This window comes from Escherichia marmotae (assembly GCF_002900365.1).
In the GTDB taxonomy this organism is placed as follows: Bacteria; Pseudomonadota; Gammaproteobacteria; order Enterobacterales; family Enterobacteriaceae; genus Escherichia; species Escherichia marmotae.
This window is the reverse complement of the sequence record NZ_CP025979.1, coordinates 2,146,135-2,163,316: the sequence shown is the minus strand read 5'-3', so window position 1 is coordinate 2,163,316 and position 17,182 is coordinate 2,146,135. Positions and strand designations below refer to the sequence as shown.

At 46.2% G+C, this 17,182-nt stretch carries 14 protein-coding genes and 2 pseudogenes; 5 read left to right on the top strand and 11 right to left on the bottom strand.

All coding sequences use genetic code 11. The features are described from left to right. Positions 1 to 83 precede the first annotated feature (83 nt). The gene (locus tag C1192_RS11185; RefSeq protein WP_001515806.1) at positions 84 to 953 is read left to right on the top strand and encodes an aldo/keto reductase; all 870 of its coding nucleotides are present in this window, start codon (positions 84 to 86) and stop codon (positions 951 to 953) included. Between the two features lie 162 nt (positions 954 to 1,115). Next, a complete protein-coding gene (locus C1192_RS11180) occupies positions 1,116 to 2,162 on the top strand; it encodes an NAD(P)-dependent alcohol dehydrogenase (RefSeq protein ID WP_038355737.1) in 1,047 nt (348 codons plus the stop codon). 233 nt (positions 2,163 to 2,395) lie between these two features. Here the strand turns inward: C1192_RS11180 and C1192_RS11175 are convergent. From C1192_RS11175 to C1192_RS11145, 7 genes and pseudogenes are all read right to left on the bottom strand, one after another. Then, a pseudogene (locus tag C1192_RS11175) lies at positions 2,396 to 3,459 on the bottom strand (alpha/beta hydrolase). A gap of 158 nt (positions 3,460 to 3,617) precedes the next feature. Then, complete coding sequence (locus C1192_RS11170; RefSeq protein WP_001066619.1) at positions 3,618 to 4,379, bottom strand: carboxymuconolactone decarboxylase family protein; 762 nt, start codon at positions 4,377 to 4,379, stop codon at positions 3,618 to 3,620. Beyond that, the gene (locus tag C1192_RS11165; RefSeq protein ID WP_001515808.1) at positions 4,357 to 4,836 is read right to left on the bottom strand and encodes a (R)-mandelonitrile lyase; all 480 of its coding nucleotides are present in this window, start codon (positions 4,834 to 4,836) and stop codon (positions 4,357 to 4,359) included. Before C1192_RS11165 ends, C1192_RS11170 begins: the two co-directional genes overlap by 23 nt. A 63-nt stretch (positions 4,837 to 4,899) precedes the next feature. Next, positions 4,900 to 6,357: a heavy metal sensor histidine kinase gene (locus C1192_RS11160; protein WP_038355736.1), complete on the bottom strand. Its 1,458-nt coding sequence runs from the start codon at positions 6,355 to 6,357 to the stop codon at positions 4,900 to 4,902. A 15-nt stretch (positions 6,358 to 6,372) separates the two neighbouring features. Beyond that, positions 6,373 to 7,053: a heavy metal response regulator transcription factor gene (locus C1192_RS11155; RefSeq protein ID WP_001237983.1), complete on the bottom strand. Its 681-nt coding sequence runs from the start codon at positions 7,051 to 7,053 to the stop codon at positions 6,373 to 6,375. Positions 7,054 to 7,093: 40 nt separating this feature from the next. Continuing rightward, positions 7,094 to 8,227 carry an alpha/beta hydrolase gene (locus tag C1192_RS11150; protein WP_072041614.1) on the bottom strand — a complete coding sequence of 378 codons (1,134 nt, stop codon included), beginning with the start codon at positions 8,225 to 8,227 and terminating at the stop codon, positions 7,094 to 7,096. A 47-nt stretch (positions 8,228 to 8,274) separates the two neighbouring features. After that, positions 8,275 to 9,207 carry an AEC family transporter gene (locus C1192_RS11145; protein WP_000212231.1) on the bottom strand — a complete coding sequence of 311 codons (933 nt, stop codon included), beginning with the start codon at positions 9,205 to 9,207 and terminating at the stop codon, positions 8,275 to 8,277. A gap of 404 nt (positions 9,208 to 9,611) precedes the next feature. On the opposite strand from C1192_RS11145, the gene C1192_RS11140 reads away from it, so the two are divergent. After that, on the top strand, positions 9,612 to 10,637 hold the full coding sequence (locus C1192_RS11140) for an alpha/beta hydrolase (RefSeq protein WP_370567165.1): 1,026 nt from the start codon (positions 9,612 to 9,614) through the stop codon (positions 10,635 to 10,637). Between the two features lie 242 nt (positions 10,638 to 10,879). Here C1192_RS11140 and rclC read toward each other — a convergent pair. The 3 genes and pseudogenes from rclC to rclA form a co-directional block, all read right to left on the bottom strand. Beyond that, positions 10,880 to 11,467: pseudogene (gene rclC, locus C1192_RS11135) on the bottom strand (reactive chlorine resistance membrane protein RclC). A gap of 11 nt (positions 11,468 to 11,478) precedes the next feature. Continuing rightward, positions 11,479 to 11,715, bottom strand: a complete 237-nt coding sequence (gene rclB / locus C1192_RS11130; protein ID WP_000475158.1) for a reactive chlorine resistance periplasmic protein RclB — start codon at positions 11,713 to 11,715, stop codon at positions 11,479 to 11,481. A gap of 108 nt (positions 11,716 to 11,823) precedes the next feature. Next, entirely contained in the window at positions 11,824 to 13,149 is a 1,326-nt protein-coding gene (rclA, locus tag C1192_RS11125) for a reactive chlorine resistance oxidoreductase RclA (protein ID WP_038355735.1), read from the bottom strand. 225 nt (positions 13,150 to 13,374) lie between these two features. Between rclA and rclR the strand changes: the two genes are divergently transcribed. Beyond that, the gene (gene rclR / locus C1192_RS11120) at positions 13,375 to 14,238 is read left to right on the top strand and encodes a reactive chlorine-specific transcriptional regulator RclR (protein WP_038355734.1); all 864 of its coding nucleotides are present in this window, start codon (positions 13,375 to 13,377) and stop codon (positions 14,236 to 14,238) included. Positions 14,239 to 14,406: 168 nt separating this feature from the next. On the opposite strand, the gene C1192_RS11115 is transcribed toward rclR, so the two are convergent. Continuing rightward, entirely contained in the window at positions 14,407 to 15,960 is a 1,554-nt protein-coding gene (locus C1192_RS11115) for an L-lactate permease (protein ID WP_038355733.1), read from the bottom strand. Positions 15,961 to 16,453: 493 nt separating this feature from the next. Here C1192_RS11115 and C1192_RS11110 point away from each other — a divergent pair, with 493 nt between their 5' ends. Further along, a complete protein-coding gene (locus tag C1192_RS11110; protein WP_001102096.1) occupies positions 16,454 to 17,173 on the top strand; it encodes a (Fe-S)-binding protein in 720 nt (239 codons plus the stop codon). Positions 17,174 to 17,182: the final 9 nt, after the last annotated feature.

Here is a 17,182-nt window from a genome sequence, read left to right as displayed (position 1 = left end):
ACAGTGAAATCACAATTAGCATACTAATCGGGAGTTGTATTTTAACTTAGAATAATGATCCATACGTGATGGAGGTGCTTACCGTGGAATTTTCTGTATTAAGCAACAATCTTAAAATGCCGATGGTCGGTTTTGGGGTTTTTCAGGTTACCGATAAAGAAGAGTGTAAACAGTCGGTGTTGAGTGCTATCCGGACAGGTTATCGTCTTATCGATACTGCTGCGGTATACGGTAATGAAGATGCTGTCGGTGAAGCGGTTCGTGAGGCCATTTCGGAAGGTCTTTGTACCCGAGAGGAATTATTTATTACCTCAAAACTTTGGGTACAGGACATGGTCGATCGCGATACAGCAAAAGCAGGAATTGAAGCATCGTTAAAAAAATCGGGCCTTGAATACTTTGATCTCTATTTATTGCACCAGGCAATGCGCGATTATTTCAGTGCGTGGCGCGCCCTGGAAGAGGCTTATGATGAGGGGAAACTGAAAGCGATTGGTGTTTCCAACTTCTATCCTCATGTATTAGCAAATTTTTGTGAAACTGTCAGAGTAAAACCAATGGTAAACCAGGTGGAACTGCATCCCTATTTTGCTCAACCTGAGGCGCTGGCAACGATGAAGTACTATAATGTGCAGCCTGAAGCCTGGGCTCCATTAGGCGGTGGAAGACATAAGCCATTTGAAAACAAAATGCTTCAGAGTATTGCAAATACTCACCAGAAATCGATTTCTCAGGTAATCCTGCGCTGGAATATTCAACGAGGCGTAGTTGTTATACCGAAATCGACTCATCAACACCGTATTGAGGAAAATTTCGCCATCTGGGATTTTTCCCTGACAGATGAAGAAATGGAACAAATTAGTTCACTCGATTTAGGCTATGTTGGCGAATCCGTAAAACATTTTAATCCTGAGTTTGTTCGTGGTTGTCTTGGCGTAAAAATACATGACTGATTTTAGTATTTGTTGAGCTATATCATTTGGATGAGGATGTTTTATCTGAGCGTACAGGCTTTATTTTATAAAGTAGTCACATTCAGACAATATGGCTTTTAGCCAGTGCTTTAAGGATATGATCCTTAAATTATTAATCATTTCACAATGAAGAGGCACGTTATGAAAACTATTGGTTATGCTGCACTCTCTGCCGACGCAAAGCTGGTTCCTTATCATTTTAAACGTCGTGAGTTACGTGACAATGATATTGCCATTGAAATTCTTTATTGTGGCGTTTGTCACTCAGATTTACATACAGTTAATGGCGACTGGGGGCCTCAACCTTATCCGTTAATTCCGGGGCACGAAATTGTTGGTGTCGTGAGATCAGTGGGGCAGGGGGTTAAAAAATATCAGGTAGGTGATCATGTTGCCGTTGGCTGTATGGTCGATAGCTGTATGCACTGCGACCAGTGTGAGCAGGGCGAAGAGCAGTATTGCCGCCACGGGATGACGCCAACTTATGGTGCTAAGGATCGGATTAGCGGCGAAATCACTCAGGGAGGCTACTCCAAACATATTGTGGTACGTGAGGAATTTGTCCTGCGGATCCCTGAAAATATGGATTTAGCGAAAACCGCGCCGATTCTCTGTGCAGGTATCACCACGTTCTCACCATTACGTACCTGGAATGTTGGCCCTGGCAGCCGTGTTGGCGTTATTGGGTTAGGCGGATTAGGCCATATGGCGGTAAAACTGGCCGTTGCGATGGGGGCTGACGTTACTGTGATTAGCCGGACGAAAAGCAAAGAGGATGAGGCAAAATCGCTCGGTGCAAAAGGCATTCTCCCGTCTTCAGACCCCGAGGCATTACAAAGCTCAGCCTACGCATTCGATTTGATTATCGATACAGTTCCCGTTAAACACGACCTGAATATCTACACCCCATTACTAGATATTGATGGTTCATTAGTTATTGTTGGCCAGGTTGGTCCTGTGGAAGAACCTTCAACGATCCCTCTGATTATGGGGCGTCGCCGTGTTGCAGGTTCACTCATCGGTGGTATTGCAGAAACACAGGAAGCGCTGGATTTCTGCGCGAAGCATAATGTCTATCCCGAATGTGAAATGATCAATATTGATCAGATAAACGATGCTTTTGCCCGCCTTGCAAAAGGGGATATGGCGCATCGTTTTGTCATTGACATGGCTTCACTGAATGGCTGAGTAACGGAGTAATTCAGAGCAGCGATTCTTTATATTTACCAATAAATCACAAAATTGAACCGCTGCTCTGGTGAAACTCCTTTTACGCGCAACAACGATGAATGCCATCAAATCATGAAGATTCTTTCGTGCCTCTCATTGCGGAAAGGAAAGAGTATCAGTTTGTATCCTGATGTGACGGAATATGGGAAGTCCCAACATAAAGGGAGCGCGAGTCAGCCCCCTTTGCTTAATTAATCAAGTTTTTTGTCATGAATGAATTTACTGACCAAATCAGCGATTTGCACATTATTCAGGTCAGAGAACGGGAAGTGGGTATTACCTTTTATCCCTACTTCAGGCAGATGCGTCACCGTCACATCCCCACCATGCTTGTTAACCACGTCACGCCACGTACGCGCCATTGCCAGGCGTACTCGCCAACTGTCCTGCGCGGGCATGGCTACAGGCTTATCCGGTATGTTATCGCCGTAAATAATCAGAATCGGGATTTTAGTCAGCGCCATAAACTGCTCCATTGGCACTGGTTCACCCTTCAGCGTGTCGAACGCACTTGGCATAGGGGGGGGAGTTCTTTTTCCGGGAACACAAAGCCACTTCCTGGCTCGAAGGCGACAATGGCTTTTACCTTGTTGTTTTTTATCGCGGTATACCAGCCTGGACCACCACCCTGAGAGTGAGTGAAGAGGATTGCCGGACCTGATTTATCTACTACGGCAGACATCGCATCAGAGATGACATTGACATCAAACGGCCCTGTATTCGGGGTCATCTGGCGGAAATACTGATTCAGTGCCTCTTTGTCGTGGGAAAACTGGACGCCTTTAAAATACGCTGGCCACACGCCAACACGGAACTGGTTAAACCACATCTGCTCATCGGGTTTTGGTGTAACCGTACTTTCTACAGTGGTACGTCCGGCATCACCCCGACGCGGCTGATCGACAATATACGTGGAGAATCCGCGACGCAGGAATATGTTCTGGAATCCTTCACGACCATCCGGCGTACTTTCCCAGGTACGGGAAGATTGACCTGCGCCGTGTAGCATAACGATGGGATATTTATGCGGATTCTCCGGGATTTGGTAGAACACTGACGCATGATCGCCATGATAAGTTTGCCCCGCCGAGTCCAGCGGCTTTTTCGCATCAAATGTTCCTGGCGCGGTGATGATGGTGCCCCCGGCAGAAAAGCTTCCTTGTTCCTGAATGACCAATGGTTCGGCAGAGACCGACTGCGCCGCCAGACCTCCTGCCATCATGCAGATAGCCAGCGTTTTTAAGACAGTTTTCAAGATTACATCCTCTGTTATGGTTGCCGTTCAATCATATCTGAGTTACCAGCGTTAATTATTTTGCCCCCTTGATTGCCTTTATTTGGCAGATTCATGAATGCGGATGATGAATCACATATGTTCTCTGATCAGGGGGCCAGTCTGCATGGCGACCTTCTCTATTTGCTTTCAATCGCTTTTTGCAGTGCCTCTTCAGCTCTTGTGGCCGCATCATGGTCACCATGTTCACGCAGAACCTGTGCCAACTGCCGTAACTGCGCTGCTGTCAGGCCAACTCTCATGCTTGCTCGCGTATGTGACAACAATTGGGCTTCAACGCCTGGCGTGGCTGCTAATGCGCCAACTGTTGCCAGTTCACGGCTTTGCCAGTCGAGGTTATCGCGGGCGAAAATGTCCCCGAACAGATGCGTTTGCAGGAATTGATTTATCGTGGGCGCAAAATCAAACAGTGGCCCCTGGACAGGCGCTCCTGCGATTTTAGTCTGGTTTGCGATACCGACACGGCGAAGCTCATCCCCGACGGGAACCGGGGCGATTGGCTCTTTACCTTCAATGTCTTCGATGCCACGTTGTTTACGTGCTTCGACGACTTTCATCAGCTCATTCAGAGCATTCAGGCTGCGGGGGAATCCGGTATAGGCATAGAGCTGGATGAGAATTTCTTTAGCTTCGTTTATCGTGAGTCCTGCATCAAGTCCCTGATTAAGTGCTGCATTCAGCTTATCCATCTGACTGCTGGCCATTGAGGCAGCAATCAACGGGATGGCCTGCTGGCGAGCTGAAAGCGTATCTGAAACCGTGTATTCATGATTCATTTTGGTAGCTCCTTTATTGATGAGCGCAGCATTTGCGGTAAGCGCAAAACCAAAGGTTAGCAGTACCGCTGCCGTTAATATCTTAATGGGCGTGGTATTGTTCATCTGTCACTAACTCCTTCCAGTTAACGCTTTTGCCATCCACCACGCCGGTTATTGCCAGATGTGTCATCGCGCTACCGGGGGCTGCACCATGCCAGTGTTTGACGCCCGCCGGGCAAGAGACAACATCGCCAGCACGGATCACCTGTACCGGCTGGCCTTCTTGTTGGGTGAGCCCAACACCAGCGGTCACAATCAGCCGCTGACCAGCCGGATGAGTATGCCAGGCGGAGCGAGCGCCTGGTTCAAAGGTGACATAAGCCGCGGAAACACGGATGTCGTTGTCTGCGTTGAACAGCGGATCAACCCGGACACGACCGGTAAAGTTCTCCGCTGATCCGTACACCGCATTCTGGCTTCCGGCGGGAGCAATATGGACAGCGGAATTTTGCTCCACTGCCCAGGATGAAGCGGTGAAGAGTGGCAGTAGTAACCCGAGATAACGTAACTGTCTGATCATGCAAAGCGTCCTTATCTACGATGATGGAGGGGATGCAATGATTCTAATCAGCGTGACATGTCGTCAGGCTGACGCCTCCCTGACAATTTTGTCAGTTAACGCTGCACCAGACTCAGTGCCTGAAGGCGAATTGCCCGCTGTTTTATTTGCTTGCATCGCAAAGGTGAGGCCAAATGTATTGATGCCACCTTCACTACGGGCAAAGGCATCTCCCCGGTGCATAATAGCGACGGCGCGCACAATCGACAGACCCAACCCATGATGGGCATCACTTCTTGCCCGGGAGGTGTCGATGCGATAAAACCGCTCAAAAAGCCGGTGTAAGTGCTCAGGTGCTATCGGATCGCCCGGATTGGAAACTTCAACACAGGCCTGATTATCTCTTTCGCTTAACCGCACGGTAATCGTGCTATTAGAGGGGGAATGTCTTGCGCTATTTTCCAGTAAATTGGCCAGTGAGCGGTGGAACAGCCGCCGATCGATAAGCGCAGTGACATCGCCTTCAACATCCAGCGAAAGCTGTTTTTCTGTAAAAGAAGGCTCGACATATTCTGCTGTCTTAAGGGGTTCTTCTCGCAAGGAGACTTGTTTAAGCTGAGACGCATGTTCCCCCGCGTGGGCATGAGACAGGAACAGCATGTCATTGACAATAGACGTCATACGTTCAAGCTCTTCCAGATTCGAGCCCAATAATTCTTCCAGTTCTTCATAAGATCGTCGGCGTGATAGCCCCAGTTGCGTTTGGCCAATCAGGTTAGTCAGCGGCGTGCGAAGTTCATGAGCAACATCAGCATTAAAACTTTCAAGTTGCCGCCAGGCGATTTCCTGGCGCTCCAGCACGCCATTAAATGATGAGGCCAGTTGCTGCAACTCTTCGGGGAAGGCTCTGGCATCCAGTCGCTGACTATGATCCCCTGGTGCGAGATGTTGCGCCTGCTTACTGAGCATTCCCACCGGACGCAGGCCAATCTTTGAAACAACGTAGCCCAGCAGGGCGACGATCGCTACGCCCAGAGCAGTAATGATCAACAGTGTCCGCGTAAAGGCATTGAGCGTGCCCATGTACGGCGTGGAGTCAATGGCGACCACATAACGTAACTCAGGTCTTTCACCGTTTGCCGGGATCGTTTTCACTAACAGAAACAGCGAGCATGCGCCCTCTGATGCGCCGGGTACTTTATTAAATCCCTCCCGCAAAGAAGACCACTGAACTCCCACTGGCGGTATTCCTCCCACGCTGAAACGCGGGTTATCGCTGACTATCCAGTAGCGCACGCGCTCACCTTCGGAATTGGCTAATACGGTGAATTTATTGGCAAGCGTGGACCAACCGTCGGCTGAGGTTCGAGCGGTGATCCACGGACTCATCAATGATTCCCTGAACAACAGTTCGTTGTGCATCTGTTTTTGTAAGGAATCATGCAAAGAGCTTCTGAGCAGGATGCCAATAACGGAAACAATCAGCAGCGCGGATAAGGCAAACATCAGCGCCAGGTGGACAGAGATGGAACGCTTGAGCATGCTTATCCCCTTTATTTACTCAGGCCGGACTTCGAGGACATACCCCATGCCGCGAACGGTATGAAGCAACTTAACGTCGAATGGGGCATCAACTTTGGCGCGTAAACGTTTAATAGCGACTTCAACCACATTGGCATCACTATCAAAATTCATGTCCCAGACTTGTTCGGCAATCATCATCTTTGACAGGATCTCCCCTTGATGGCGAGCGAGCAAACTCAACAGGGAAAACTCTTTCGCGGTTAGTTCCAGTCTCGTTCCTCCGCGAAATACCCTGCGCGCCAGTAAGTCGAGATGCAGATCCTGAATATGAAGCTGAGTGATGTCTGCGCCATCCGTAGGGCGGCGACGCACCAACGCCTGAATACGCGCCACCAATTCAATGAGTGAAAAGGGCTTAGGGAGATAATCATCTGCTCCCAGACGCAGCCCTTTGACGCGTTCGTCGACCGATCCCCGTGCTGACAGCATCAGCACGGGGGTCTGTTTCCTGGTCCGGACGCCTTCCAGCACCTGATAACCATCCATTCCGGGTAGCATCACATCAAGAATTATCGCGTCGTAGTCTAATTCCAGCGCATAATGAAGCCCTTCAGCGCCATTGGCAGAAATATCAACGATGAACCCTGATTCTTTTAATGCACGGCTGATATATGTCGAGGTTTTCTCTTCATCTTCTATAAGTAAAAGGCGCATAATATTTATCCCGCTCCATTAATGATTTTAGGGCACTGGTTTATTTATCGAGTCCTTTATCGTGTAACCACGATGCCATTATCCCGGCAATCTCCTGATTATTCTTTTCCGCCATCAGGAAATGAGAATTGCCTTTGATGCCAATATCAGGGAGATGGACAAGGGTAGCATCTCCACCGTGACGGTTGATGGTCATAACAAATTGCTTTGCCATTTCATATTCACTTCTCCATTTATCCGGGCCAACGGCCGTATCCGGTTTTTCAGCAATAAAATCGCCATAATAAATAACGATTGGGATCCGCGTGAGTTTGAGAAACTCGTTCATGGGAACTCCCATCGCGGAAGCGCTCAAGGGGGCAAATGTGGTTTTCACCGGGGATGGCATCTCATTTTTCGGGAAGATAAATGGTGTTCCACCTGGCTCATAAGCAACAATAGCTTTTACATTGTCGGTATAAAAGGGGGTTCTCCAGCCAATAGTGCCGCCCATCGAGTGAGTGATTAAAATACCCTGGCCAATTTTTTCAAATAACTGAGCAAGTGTTTTCGCATTCAGCTCATTATCAAGTTCTCCTGAGTAGGGATTCCAGGAACGCTGGAATGCTTCAATACTTTCAGGATTGTCAGGAAACTGCGAATTTTTAAATACGCCCTGTTCATTGCCAACACGAGACAACAGAAAAAATGTCTTGTCGGCATACATAGGATTGCCCGCCCAGGGATTTTTACCCGTATCATCTTTGGTTGATAAACCGGCTTCACCCATACGGGGTTGGTCAACGAGATAAACACTATAGTTTTTTTTCAGGAAAATATTCTGGAATCCATCGCGTCCATCTGGTGTACTTTCCCATGTTCTTTTGGTTTGTGCCCCGCCATGCTGGAAGACCAGAGGATATTTATGTGTATTTACCGGAATTTGGTAGAAGACGTAAGCATGATCGCCATAAGCTGTCTGACCATCAGGAGACAGAAAATTTTGTTCTGAAAATGTGCCTGAATGTTTTACCGTTGTACCACCTACAGTAAAGCTTCCTTGGGTTTGTAATACAATATGCGGTTCTGCACTTTGGCTCTGAATGTTGTGCATTGCGCAACCAGAAACAGAAAATATCAGTCCGGACAACAAAACATTACCGACCGTTTTTTTGAAGGAAGTTTTATGGCTCATATATTATCTCTGATATTTTATTATGGCTTCAAATAGTGCTCCAGGTATTATCCAATACCTGTCATCATTGCTACGAGAGGCATCGTAATAAGTGACACCAGTGTGGTTAACGTTGCACCTTTAAGAGCTAACGGATAAACTTTTTTATTTAACATCTGAGCTAATAAGGGAGTTCCGGCACCAGCCGGCGTCGCTACCGCAGCCAGCAGGACACCCAGTAATAGCCCATTTGTAATGAATAACTTCATTATTAATATAATGACAAGCGGAATAATGACCATTTTAAAAAAAGTGAATACCCATACTTTTACATCCTTAAAAACAGATTTCCATTCGATGTCTAACAGGAATGAGCCAATCAGTAGCATTGAAACCGGGCCAGTTATTGCGCCCAGCATTTTGATTGGTTGTGCAATGACGTAAGGAATGTGTATATTTGAAATATATAAAATCAAAGCAAGGATACAGGCAATAATCCCTGGGTTGATGACGTTTAACATATTTCTCAAGCTAAGCGCTTCAGCATTTCCACTCTGGTCTTTCATGCAGTAATAGCCATATGAAAAGAATAATAAGTTATATGGGAGTAAAAACACAGTGATATAAATCATGGCCTCAGCGCCATACAATGAATATATCATTGGGATCCCCATCATAGAAATATTGGTAAATGTTGTCATAACAGTAACCACACCATGATATTCTCTTTCATATCGTAAAACTCTTGCCAGTATACGGCTGCAAATAATCAGTAAAATAAGCGCAGTAAATGCAGATGCAAGCACGATGGAAAGTTCTTTTCCGGAAATATGTGGTTGGTCAGTGGTTATCCCGGAAACTATAATGGCTGGCATCGCAAAGTTAAAAACAAGAGATGTGAGTTGGGGAGTGTTTCCTGGTGTAATGACTCCCACTTTACGAGCTATAACGCCAACGCCAATAAGAAGAAAGAAAATGATAAGTTGCTCAAGTGTCGCCATATTAATATCCTTGCTATGGTATATATAATAATTATTAACCCGGAAGCTGTGAATTTTATTTGTTGAACTGTTATAAGTGACTTATTTTATACGGGGTATATCACAACCGCTTAAGTCAGGTTGAGTATAGCAACATATTTATGTGCATTTGAGAGAGCTTTACCGATAGGGTTAATCAGCCTGATTCATAAATCAGGTCAGGGAAAGGGTCTGCGTTCTCTCATTTCAACCACCGACAACAGAAAACGCGATTGTCAGGGGCGTTTCCTGACAAAAATGTTATTTAGCGGTCATGATGCTGACAGTTTTTTCTCTCTACCCTGTGTCTGAATGTTCCATCTCGCTTGCCTTATGAACACGCATTTTTATCGGGAGAAACCATGAAATTGACTCTTTTAAGTGCAATGCTGATGACGGCGGTAGTCGGTATCACCTCTGCCAATGCAGCAGATTACAAAAAGAACCCATTTACTCTCGTTTATGACGGGGCTATCACCGAGAATGTCGCAGGTAAGGTCAATATCCATCCGGTGAAATATGATCTCCATGGCATTCAAATTGCAGCAAATGTGTATACACCGGCTAACTATGATCCTGCGAAAAAATATCCGGCAATCGTGGTGGCTCACCCTAATGGTGGCGTAAAAGAGCAGGTTGCCGGGTTATATGCCCAACGCCTGGCAGAACACGGATATATTACCATCGCCGCCGATGCTGCTTATCAGGGGGCCAGCGGAGGTCTGCCGCGTAACGTAGACAAGCCCGCAAATCGTATTGAAGATATCCACGGCATGGCTGACTTCATCAGCCAGTATCCCGGTGTTGATAGCACCCGTATTGGCTTGCTGGGGATTTGTGGAGGAGGCGGCTATTCACTTGTTGCCGCTGAGACGGATAAACGCTTCAAATCGATTGCCACCATTAGCATGTTTAATTCAGGTCTTGTGCGGCGTAATGGTTTTCAGAATTCACAGTTGGATACTATCCAGCAGCGGCTCCAGCAGGCTTCTGACGCACGAGCTCAGGAAGCAGCCGGAGGTGAAGTGCTTTACTCCGGTGATGCCAACCTGACTGATGAACAGATCGCTAAATTGCCATTTGCTTTGTACCGACAGGGCTACGAGTATTATTGGAAAACGCACGCACATCCAAATTCAACGTTTAAATACACCACAAGCAGTTTGCTGGATCTGATGAGCTTTGACGTGACAGACCATATCGATCTCATCAATCAACCACTGCTGATGATTGCCGGTACAAAAGCGGATACGTTGTACATGACTGAAGATGCATTCGCTAAAGCCACAGGTACGAAAAACAAAGAACTCTTCCTGATCGATGGCGCTACCCATATTGAGACCTATTGGGTGCCTGAATACGTTGACCAGGCGACGCAAAAATTAGACGTTTTCTTTGATAAGAATATTTAATTAACCTCCGATGCTCTCCAGCAGGCTGGGGAGCATTCGCGCACTCTTCGTCGCTGGGAATAAGGACACAGGTACTGAATTTTCCAATACAGGCTAATGTGAATAATGTCGATGCTTTATATCAGGAAGTTTATATACTCAACAAAGAAACATTGAGCATCAAAAAGCGTCAGCCTCGCCTGTACAAAGAGAAGACTGACGCCTGAATAATGAGAAACAAATTCTGTTCTGATTATAAGAATTTAAACTTTAAAATCTGAACATGATTCATGACTTCGTTGGTTGAGGATATCCCGTGCTGAATCGGCCATTATCATGACTGCGCCAGCCAGCATCAGGGTATCCTTCAACACCAGACGACCGGCACCGGATAAATAAGGAAAACCATGATGAGCATCCCCCAGTGCGGGCACCTAGGCTTCAGGTGTGGTGATTAAAAATGAGAGTGTTACCAGAGGTGTGGCAAATGACATCAGTCCTCCCAATAAACCCAACCACCGGTTAACAGGGTTAGCCAAAACCAGTAGCGCAATCATCACCTCCACGACGCCAAGGCCATTGGAAAAACCATAGGTATTATTGGTAATTTGCCATGCCCGGGCTTCTGGCTTGTATTCGCCTTCGTGAGTCAGATACTGTTTATAGTCTTCCGGATGTTCATAGAAGAACGACATTAACGGACTGTTCGCGACGAATGGTGTAATGCTGTCTGCCTCGTAAGGGACAAACTTTAATAACCCAATCCACATAAAAACAATCGCAATGCTCAGTCGAATCAATGTCAGGCCAACTTTATCCCCCCGACTTAACAGGTGCAGGTATTTTTCCATTGTAAACATCCTTATTTATACAATACTGCCGTTGCGGTTGAGTTATTATCAATTCGCATTGAGGTGACTTTCCATGATGAAGCATCGTATTTTCTGGCAATATCGGCAATGGCATCCTCCAGAACTGTTGGTGAGGCTGATATTGACGAGACGCTGACATGTTTCAGAACTATTTTGTCATCTGCATTGGTGGAAAAAGCCATAACGCCAGATAATAGCGTTGCAAATAAAACAGTTTTTTTAAACATATAAAATACCATCAATGAAGTGATTAAGAAGTTATAGAATAAGCAAAAGCTAATAAAATGCTTTTCTCTGAGACGCCAGAATATTTGTCCTGGCGTCTGATTTTTGGGTTATTTGACTAATGAAAATAGATCATTGAGCGATTCGCTCATCGACGGGTGAGTAAAAATCTGATCGCGTAATACGCTATAAGGCAGTCCGGCATCCATCACCATTTTCACTATATTGATCATCTCGTGGGAATCAACACACAGCAGTGATGCCCCTAATATGCGTTGGGTTTTATTATCGACAATCGCTTTTAATACCCCACGGGTATCGTTCATCACTCTGGCGCGCGGAATTGCTGTTACAGGTAATGTTGCCACCTGAATATCCGCGCCGCTTTCCCTGGCCTGCTCTTCCGTTATACCAACCCGGGACAGCGGTGGAGTCATGAATACGGAATAAGGCACATTTTTCCGATCGTCTGTGCTACGTTTGCCTTCTCCCAGTAACTCATCGCGCACGATGCGGAAGTCATCCAGTGAAATATAGGTAAACTGTAGCCCGCAGGTAACATCTCCCATCGCCCAAATATTGTCCGCTGTGGTATGTAATTGCTTGTCAACGACAATTGCTCCGCGCTCGTTTACCGCGACACCGGCATTTCCTGGCTTTAACGAAGCAGTAGCCGGTTGACGGCCGGAAGCTATTAACAATGCATTCACCGCCAGTTGGGCGTGCCCGGTATGCACTTGCACTTTATTTTCATCGTGGCTGATTCGCTCCACATGGGCATTGAGGATAATATCGACGCCCTGTTCGCGTAAAATAGTCGCGATATTATCAGCAATATCCCGATCCTCACGAGGCAAAAACAGAGGCGCGGCTTCGAAAATAGTAACCTTACTGCCAAAATTGGCGAACATAGAGGCGAACTCAACGCCAATATATCCCCCGCCCAAAATACCTAAATGCTCGGGTAATTCCTTCAGATTCAGTAATCCGGTACTGTCATAGACGCCAGGCGTTGTGGTTATTCCAAGAATTGGCGGAATCACGGTTTGCGCACCGGTATTAATAAAAATTTTCTCGCCACTAATCTCCAGATTTCCCTCAGGTCGATGAATGCGCAGAATATGGTTATCGATAAACTCCGCTTGTCCGTCGATCACGTCGATATTGGTCATATCTGCAAGATTATGGAAATTCTTATCGCGTAATAAACTGACGACCTCATCTTTACGCTGCATGGCACTGGCAAAATCTACGTGCTGTTGTGCATCATGAACCAACGTCTTGGTCGGGATGCAGCCGATATTAATACAAGTCCCGCCATACATTGCGTTCGATTGTTCGATGAGGGCCACACGCCAACCCGCTTTAGCCAGCGTGACGGCTAATGTTTTTCCTGCCTTACCAAAACCAATAATAACTGCCTGATATTTATTCATGATAATTTCCTGTCGAAACGTATTCATTTGACATAATGACTATAGACGTAAAGGCAAAAATAATATTTCTTCACAACGCTTAAAATTTTGTCTTATCGTCTTGTGTTTATTGTTTTTTAATCAGGGTCACAATATGACGATGATGATTAACTAGTTGATGATATTAGATTAATGCTTATATAAGATTGCTGCTGTCTGTAATCAATAACTACTCAGGAGTCTGATATGGATGCCCTTAGCCGTTTGTTGATGCTTAACGCTCCACAAGGAACGATCGATAAAAATTGCGAGTTAGGAAGCGACTGGCAGCTTCCACATGGCGCAGGAGAACTGTCGGTTATTCGTTGGCATGCGCTAACACAAGGTGCGGCGAAACTGGAAATACCGACGGGGCAGACCTTTACGTTACGCTCAGGGAGTGTGGTTCTGTTACCACACAATTCAGCGCATCGCCTGAGTCACGTCGAAAATGAATCGACCTGTATTGTCTGCGGCACTCTTCGACTGCAACGTTCGGCGCGTTATTTTTTAACCTCTTTGCCGGAAGTGCTGGTTTTGGCACCGGAAAGCGACAGTGTGAAATTTCACTGGCTGAGGGAAGCGATTCCTTTTTTACAACAGGAATCCAGATCGGCAATGCCGGGAGCGGATGCACTGTGTAGCCAGGTCTGCGCGACACTATTTACACTCGCGGTACGTGAATGGATTGCACAGGCTAATACAGAGAAAAACATTCTCAGTTTGCTACTGCATCCGCGTCTTGGTGCGGTGATCCAGCAAATGCTGGAAATGCCCGGACACGCCTGGACCGTCGAATCACTGGCCAGCATCGCTCACATGTCCAGGGCAAGTTTTGCCCAACTTTTCCGTGATGTTTCCGGAACTACGCCACTGGCTGTATTAACAAAGTTACGCCTACAAATAGCGGCCCAGATGTTTTCCCGGGAAACGCTCCCTGTTGTGGTGATTGCTGAGTCGGTAGGCTATGCCAGTGAATCATCTTTTCACAAGGCTTTTGTCCGCGAGTTTGCTTGTACTCCGGGAGAATATCGGGAAAGAGTCAGACAACTTCAGGAGGTTATCTTGTAAGCTAAGTATGAATAAGATTACCGGGCATAAAAATAGAGTCTGTCATACTTAGCGTAGTGGAGGAAAACAGCAGGATGTTCTGGAGGATATAAAGAACATCCTGGCATTCTGGAGATAAGATTTCTGTTACTTAGCCTTTATTTGTGTTCTGACAAATATAAAAGCATATTATCGCATAAACCAGAAATAAAAGAGGCCAACTTTTAAGCCAAGTATCGCGATGTAGGCACAGCAATATTTCATGGTGCCAGACATTATTTGATTAGCCTGTCCTTCCATTTTCGTGGCTGAAACGGCAATGGCGATACTTTGTGGCGAAATCATTTTTCCTCCCGTTGCACCGGAGGTATTTGCCGCCGCCAGCCAGTTGGGATCGATATGTAACTTACTGGCTACAATAGTTTGCAGTTTGCCAAACAAAATATTCGAGTTAGTGTCGCTACCAGTGACGAAAGTACCCAGAGCACCAATGACCGGGGCGAGGAAGACATATGAACTTCCTGTGAGGTCGACAATTGACTGTGCCAGCGTAGAAATAATGCCGCTGAGATCCATAACTGTTGCCATAGCGACAATAGCCATAATTGCAATAATAGAATTTTTAAGTTGGAGTACGGTTTTGACAAAAACTTCCAGCATACCGCGTGCTGAAGCCCCCTGAATAAAACCGCCGAGAATAGTCGCAAAGATAATCAGCATTCCTGGCGTCGTGAGCCATTCGATTTTTAACACCAATGTTCCACCATCGACCAGTGAAAAATGCAGTGCTGAAGCTAACTGAGATGCTGCCGCCTTTATCGTTGGGAATAACGGTGAGCACAGCAGAATAAAGATAAAAATGAACAGGTAAATAGAGCCGACCCGAAACAGCACCTTTACTGAGCGTGGTGCCATTTCACAGGTATGGCTGGCTTCAATACGCCACTCGGGATCTACGTATCTTTTGCGTAAACGGCTGGCAATTGCGACAGTGAAAAGGCTAACCAGGCTGCCAGCAAAAGCGGGTAATTCGGCACCGAGATGTATGGCAACAAAATACTGCGGAACAAGTGTCGCAATGCCACATAGCAGCGTGATAAGGAATACGCCGCGAATTGCTTTCACACCGCCGCCAATAATACCAATAATGACAAAGGGCAGCAGGAGATTAAAAATCGCCAATTGCAGAATAATTGTGCCACCTAAGGTGTAAACCGACAGGTTAACCTGTTCGGCCAGAATCGAAACCGGAATACCCACTGCCCCAAACGCTGTAGGTACGGTATTAGCAACCAGTGAAGCAATTGCGGCTTTCAGTGGGTTGAATCCCAGCGCGATGAGGATACCGATAGGGATTGCGACCGCTGTACCGTAACCGGCGGCAGCTTCAAGAAAACCACCAAAACACCACGAAATAAGGAGTACCTGGATACGCTTATCTTCGCTAATACTGGCGAGAATATCGCGGAGAATATCCAGCGCTTTGGTTGCCTGCATCACGTTATAACTGAATATCGCGCCGAGGATCACAATCACTATCGGCCATAACCCTTTGAGTGCGCCATAACTCACGGAGGCTTTAAGATTTTGTACTGGCATGTCCCAGAACAGGACAGATAAAACAGCAGTGAATGCCAGTGATATCAGAACTGAATAATGAATAGGCATCTTCAGTTTCAGAATCAGAAATACCATAAGGAGCAAAGGTGAGAGTGCTATAGCAAACATTAAATATCCGTGCATTTCTATTTCCAACTATATTGCTTGACCTTGTTTATATATTTTTCCGAAGAAGGCTATCTCATTGTAAAAATAAAAAATGCAAACTGAATCGCTTCAGTAAAATAAAATTATGGCTGTTGATGATTGTATGTTTATTGTTGATTACTCGACGTATAAAACAATGAATGTATATTTTCACAGCTCCAAAATGAGTAGCTCAAAATAGGTATGGGAGTTCATGGCTATGAACTTTATGGCCTTCTTAAATCAAATTCATGATCCCGTGTTGATAGTGTGTGTCATTATAAAAATGTGAGCGATGCCGAAAGAAATAAAATTAGTTATTGCATCCCGGAATTGAATGACGGATTATCTGTTTTGTCATACAAATGAGTTTGAAATTGTATTTTGCTACCTGATTAAAAAAGAGCCCCTATTTTTGTTGATGATTGATAACCCATAAGGGGTGGTTGCCATCGGGCATAAACAGAAATGAAGTAATGGAGTATTGGTTGTGAATGTAAATTTCTTTGTTACCTGTATTGGTGATGCACTGAAATCAAGGATGGCACGAGACTCCGTGTTGCTACTGGAAAAACTCGGCTGTCACGTCAATTTCCCGGAGAAACAGGGATGCTGCGGTCAGCCAGCGATCAATAGTGGTTATATCAAAGAAGCGATTCCAGGGATGAAAAATCTGATCGCCGCACTGGAGGAAAACGACGATCCCATTATTTCTCCTGCCGGTTCCTGCACCTATGCCGTAAAAAGTTACCCGACCTATCTGGCTGAGGAGCCTGAATGGGCATTACGTGCCGAAAAGGTCGCTGCGCGTATGCAGGATCTCACCTCTTTTATTGTTAATAAATTAGGGGTAGTTGATGTAGGAGCCAGCTTGCAAGGGAGGGCAGTGTATCACCCGTCTTGCAGTCTGGCCCGTAAGTTGGGGGTGAAGGATGAGCCACTTACGCTCCTGAAAAATGTGCGCGGGCTGGAGTTGTTGCCCTTTGCCGAACAGGACACCTGCTGCGGATTTGGCGGCACATTCTCGGTCAAAATGGCCGAAATATCCGGCGAGATGGTGAAAGAAAAGGTTTCACATCTGATGGAGGTTCGTCCTGAGTATCTCATTGGTGCTGACGTGAGTTGCCTGCTGAACATTAGTGGGCGGTTACAACGGGAAGGGCAGAAAGTCAAAGTGATGCATATTGCTGAAGTGCTGATGAGTCGCTGAGGATATAAA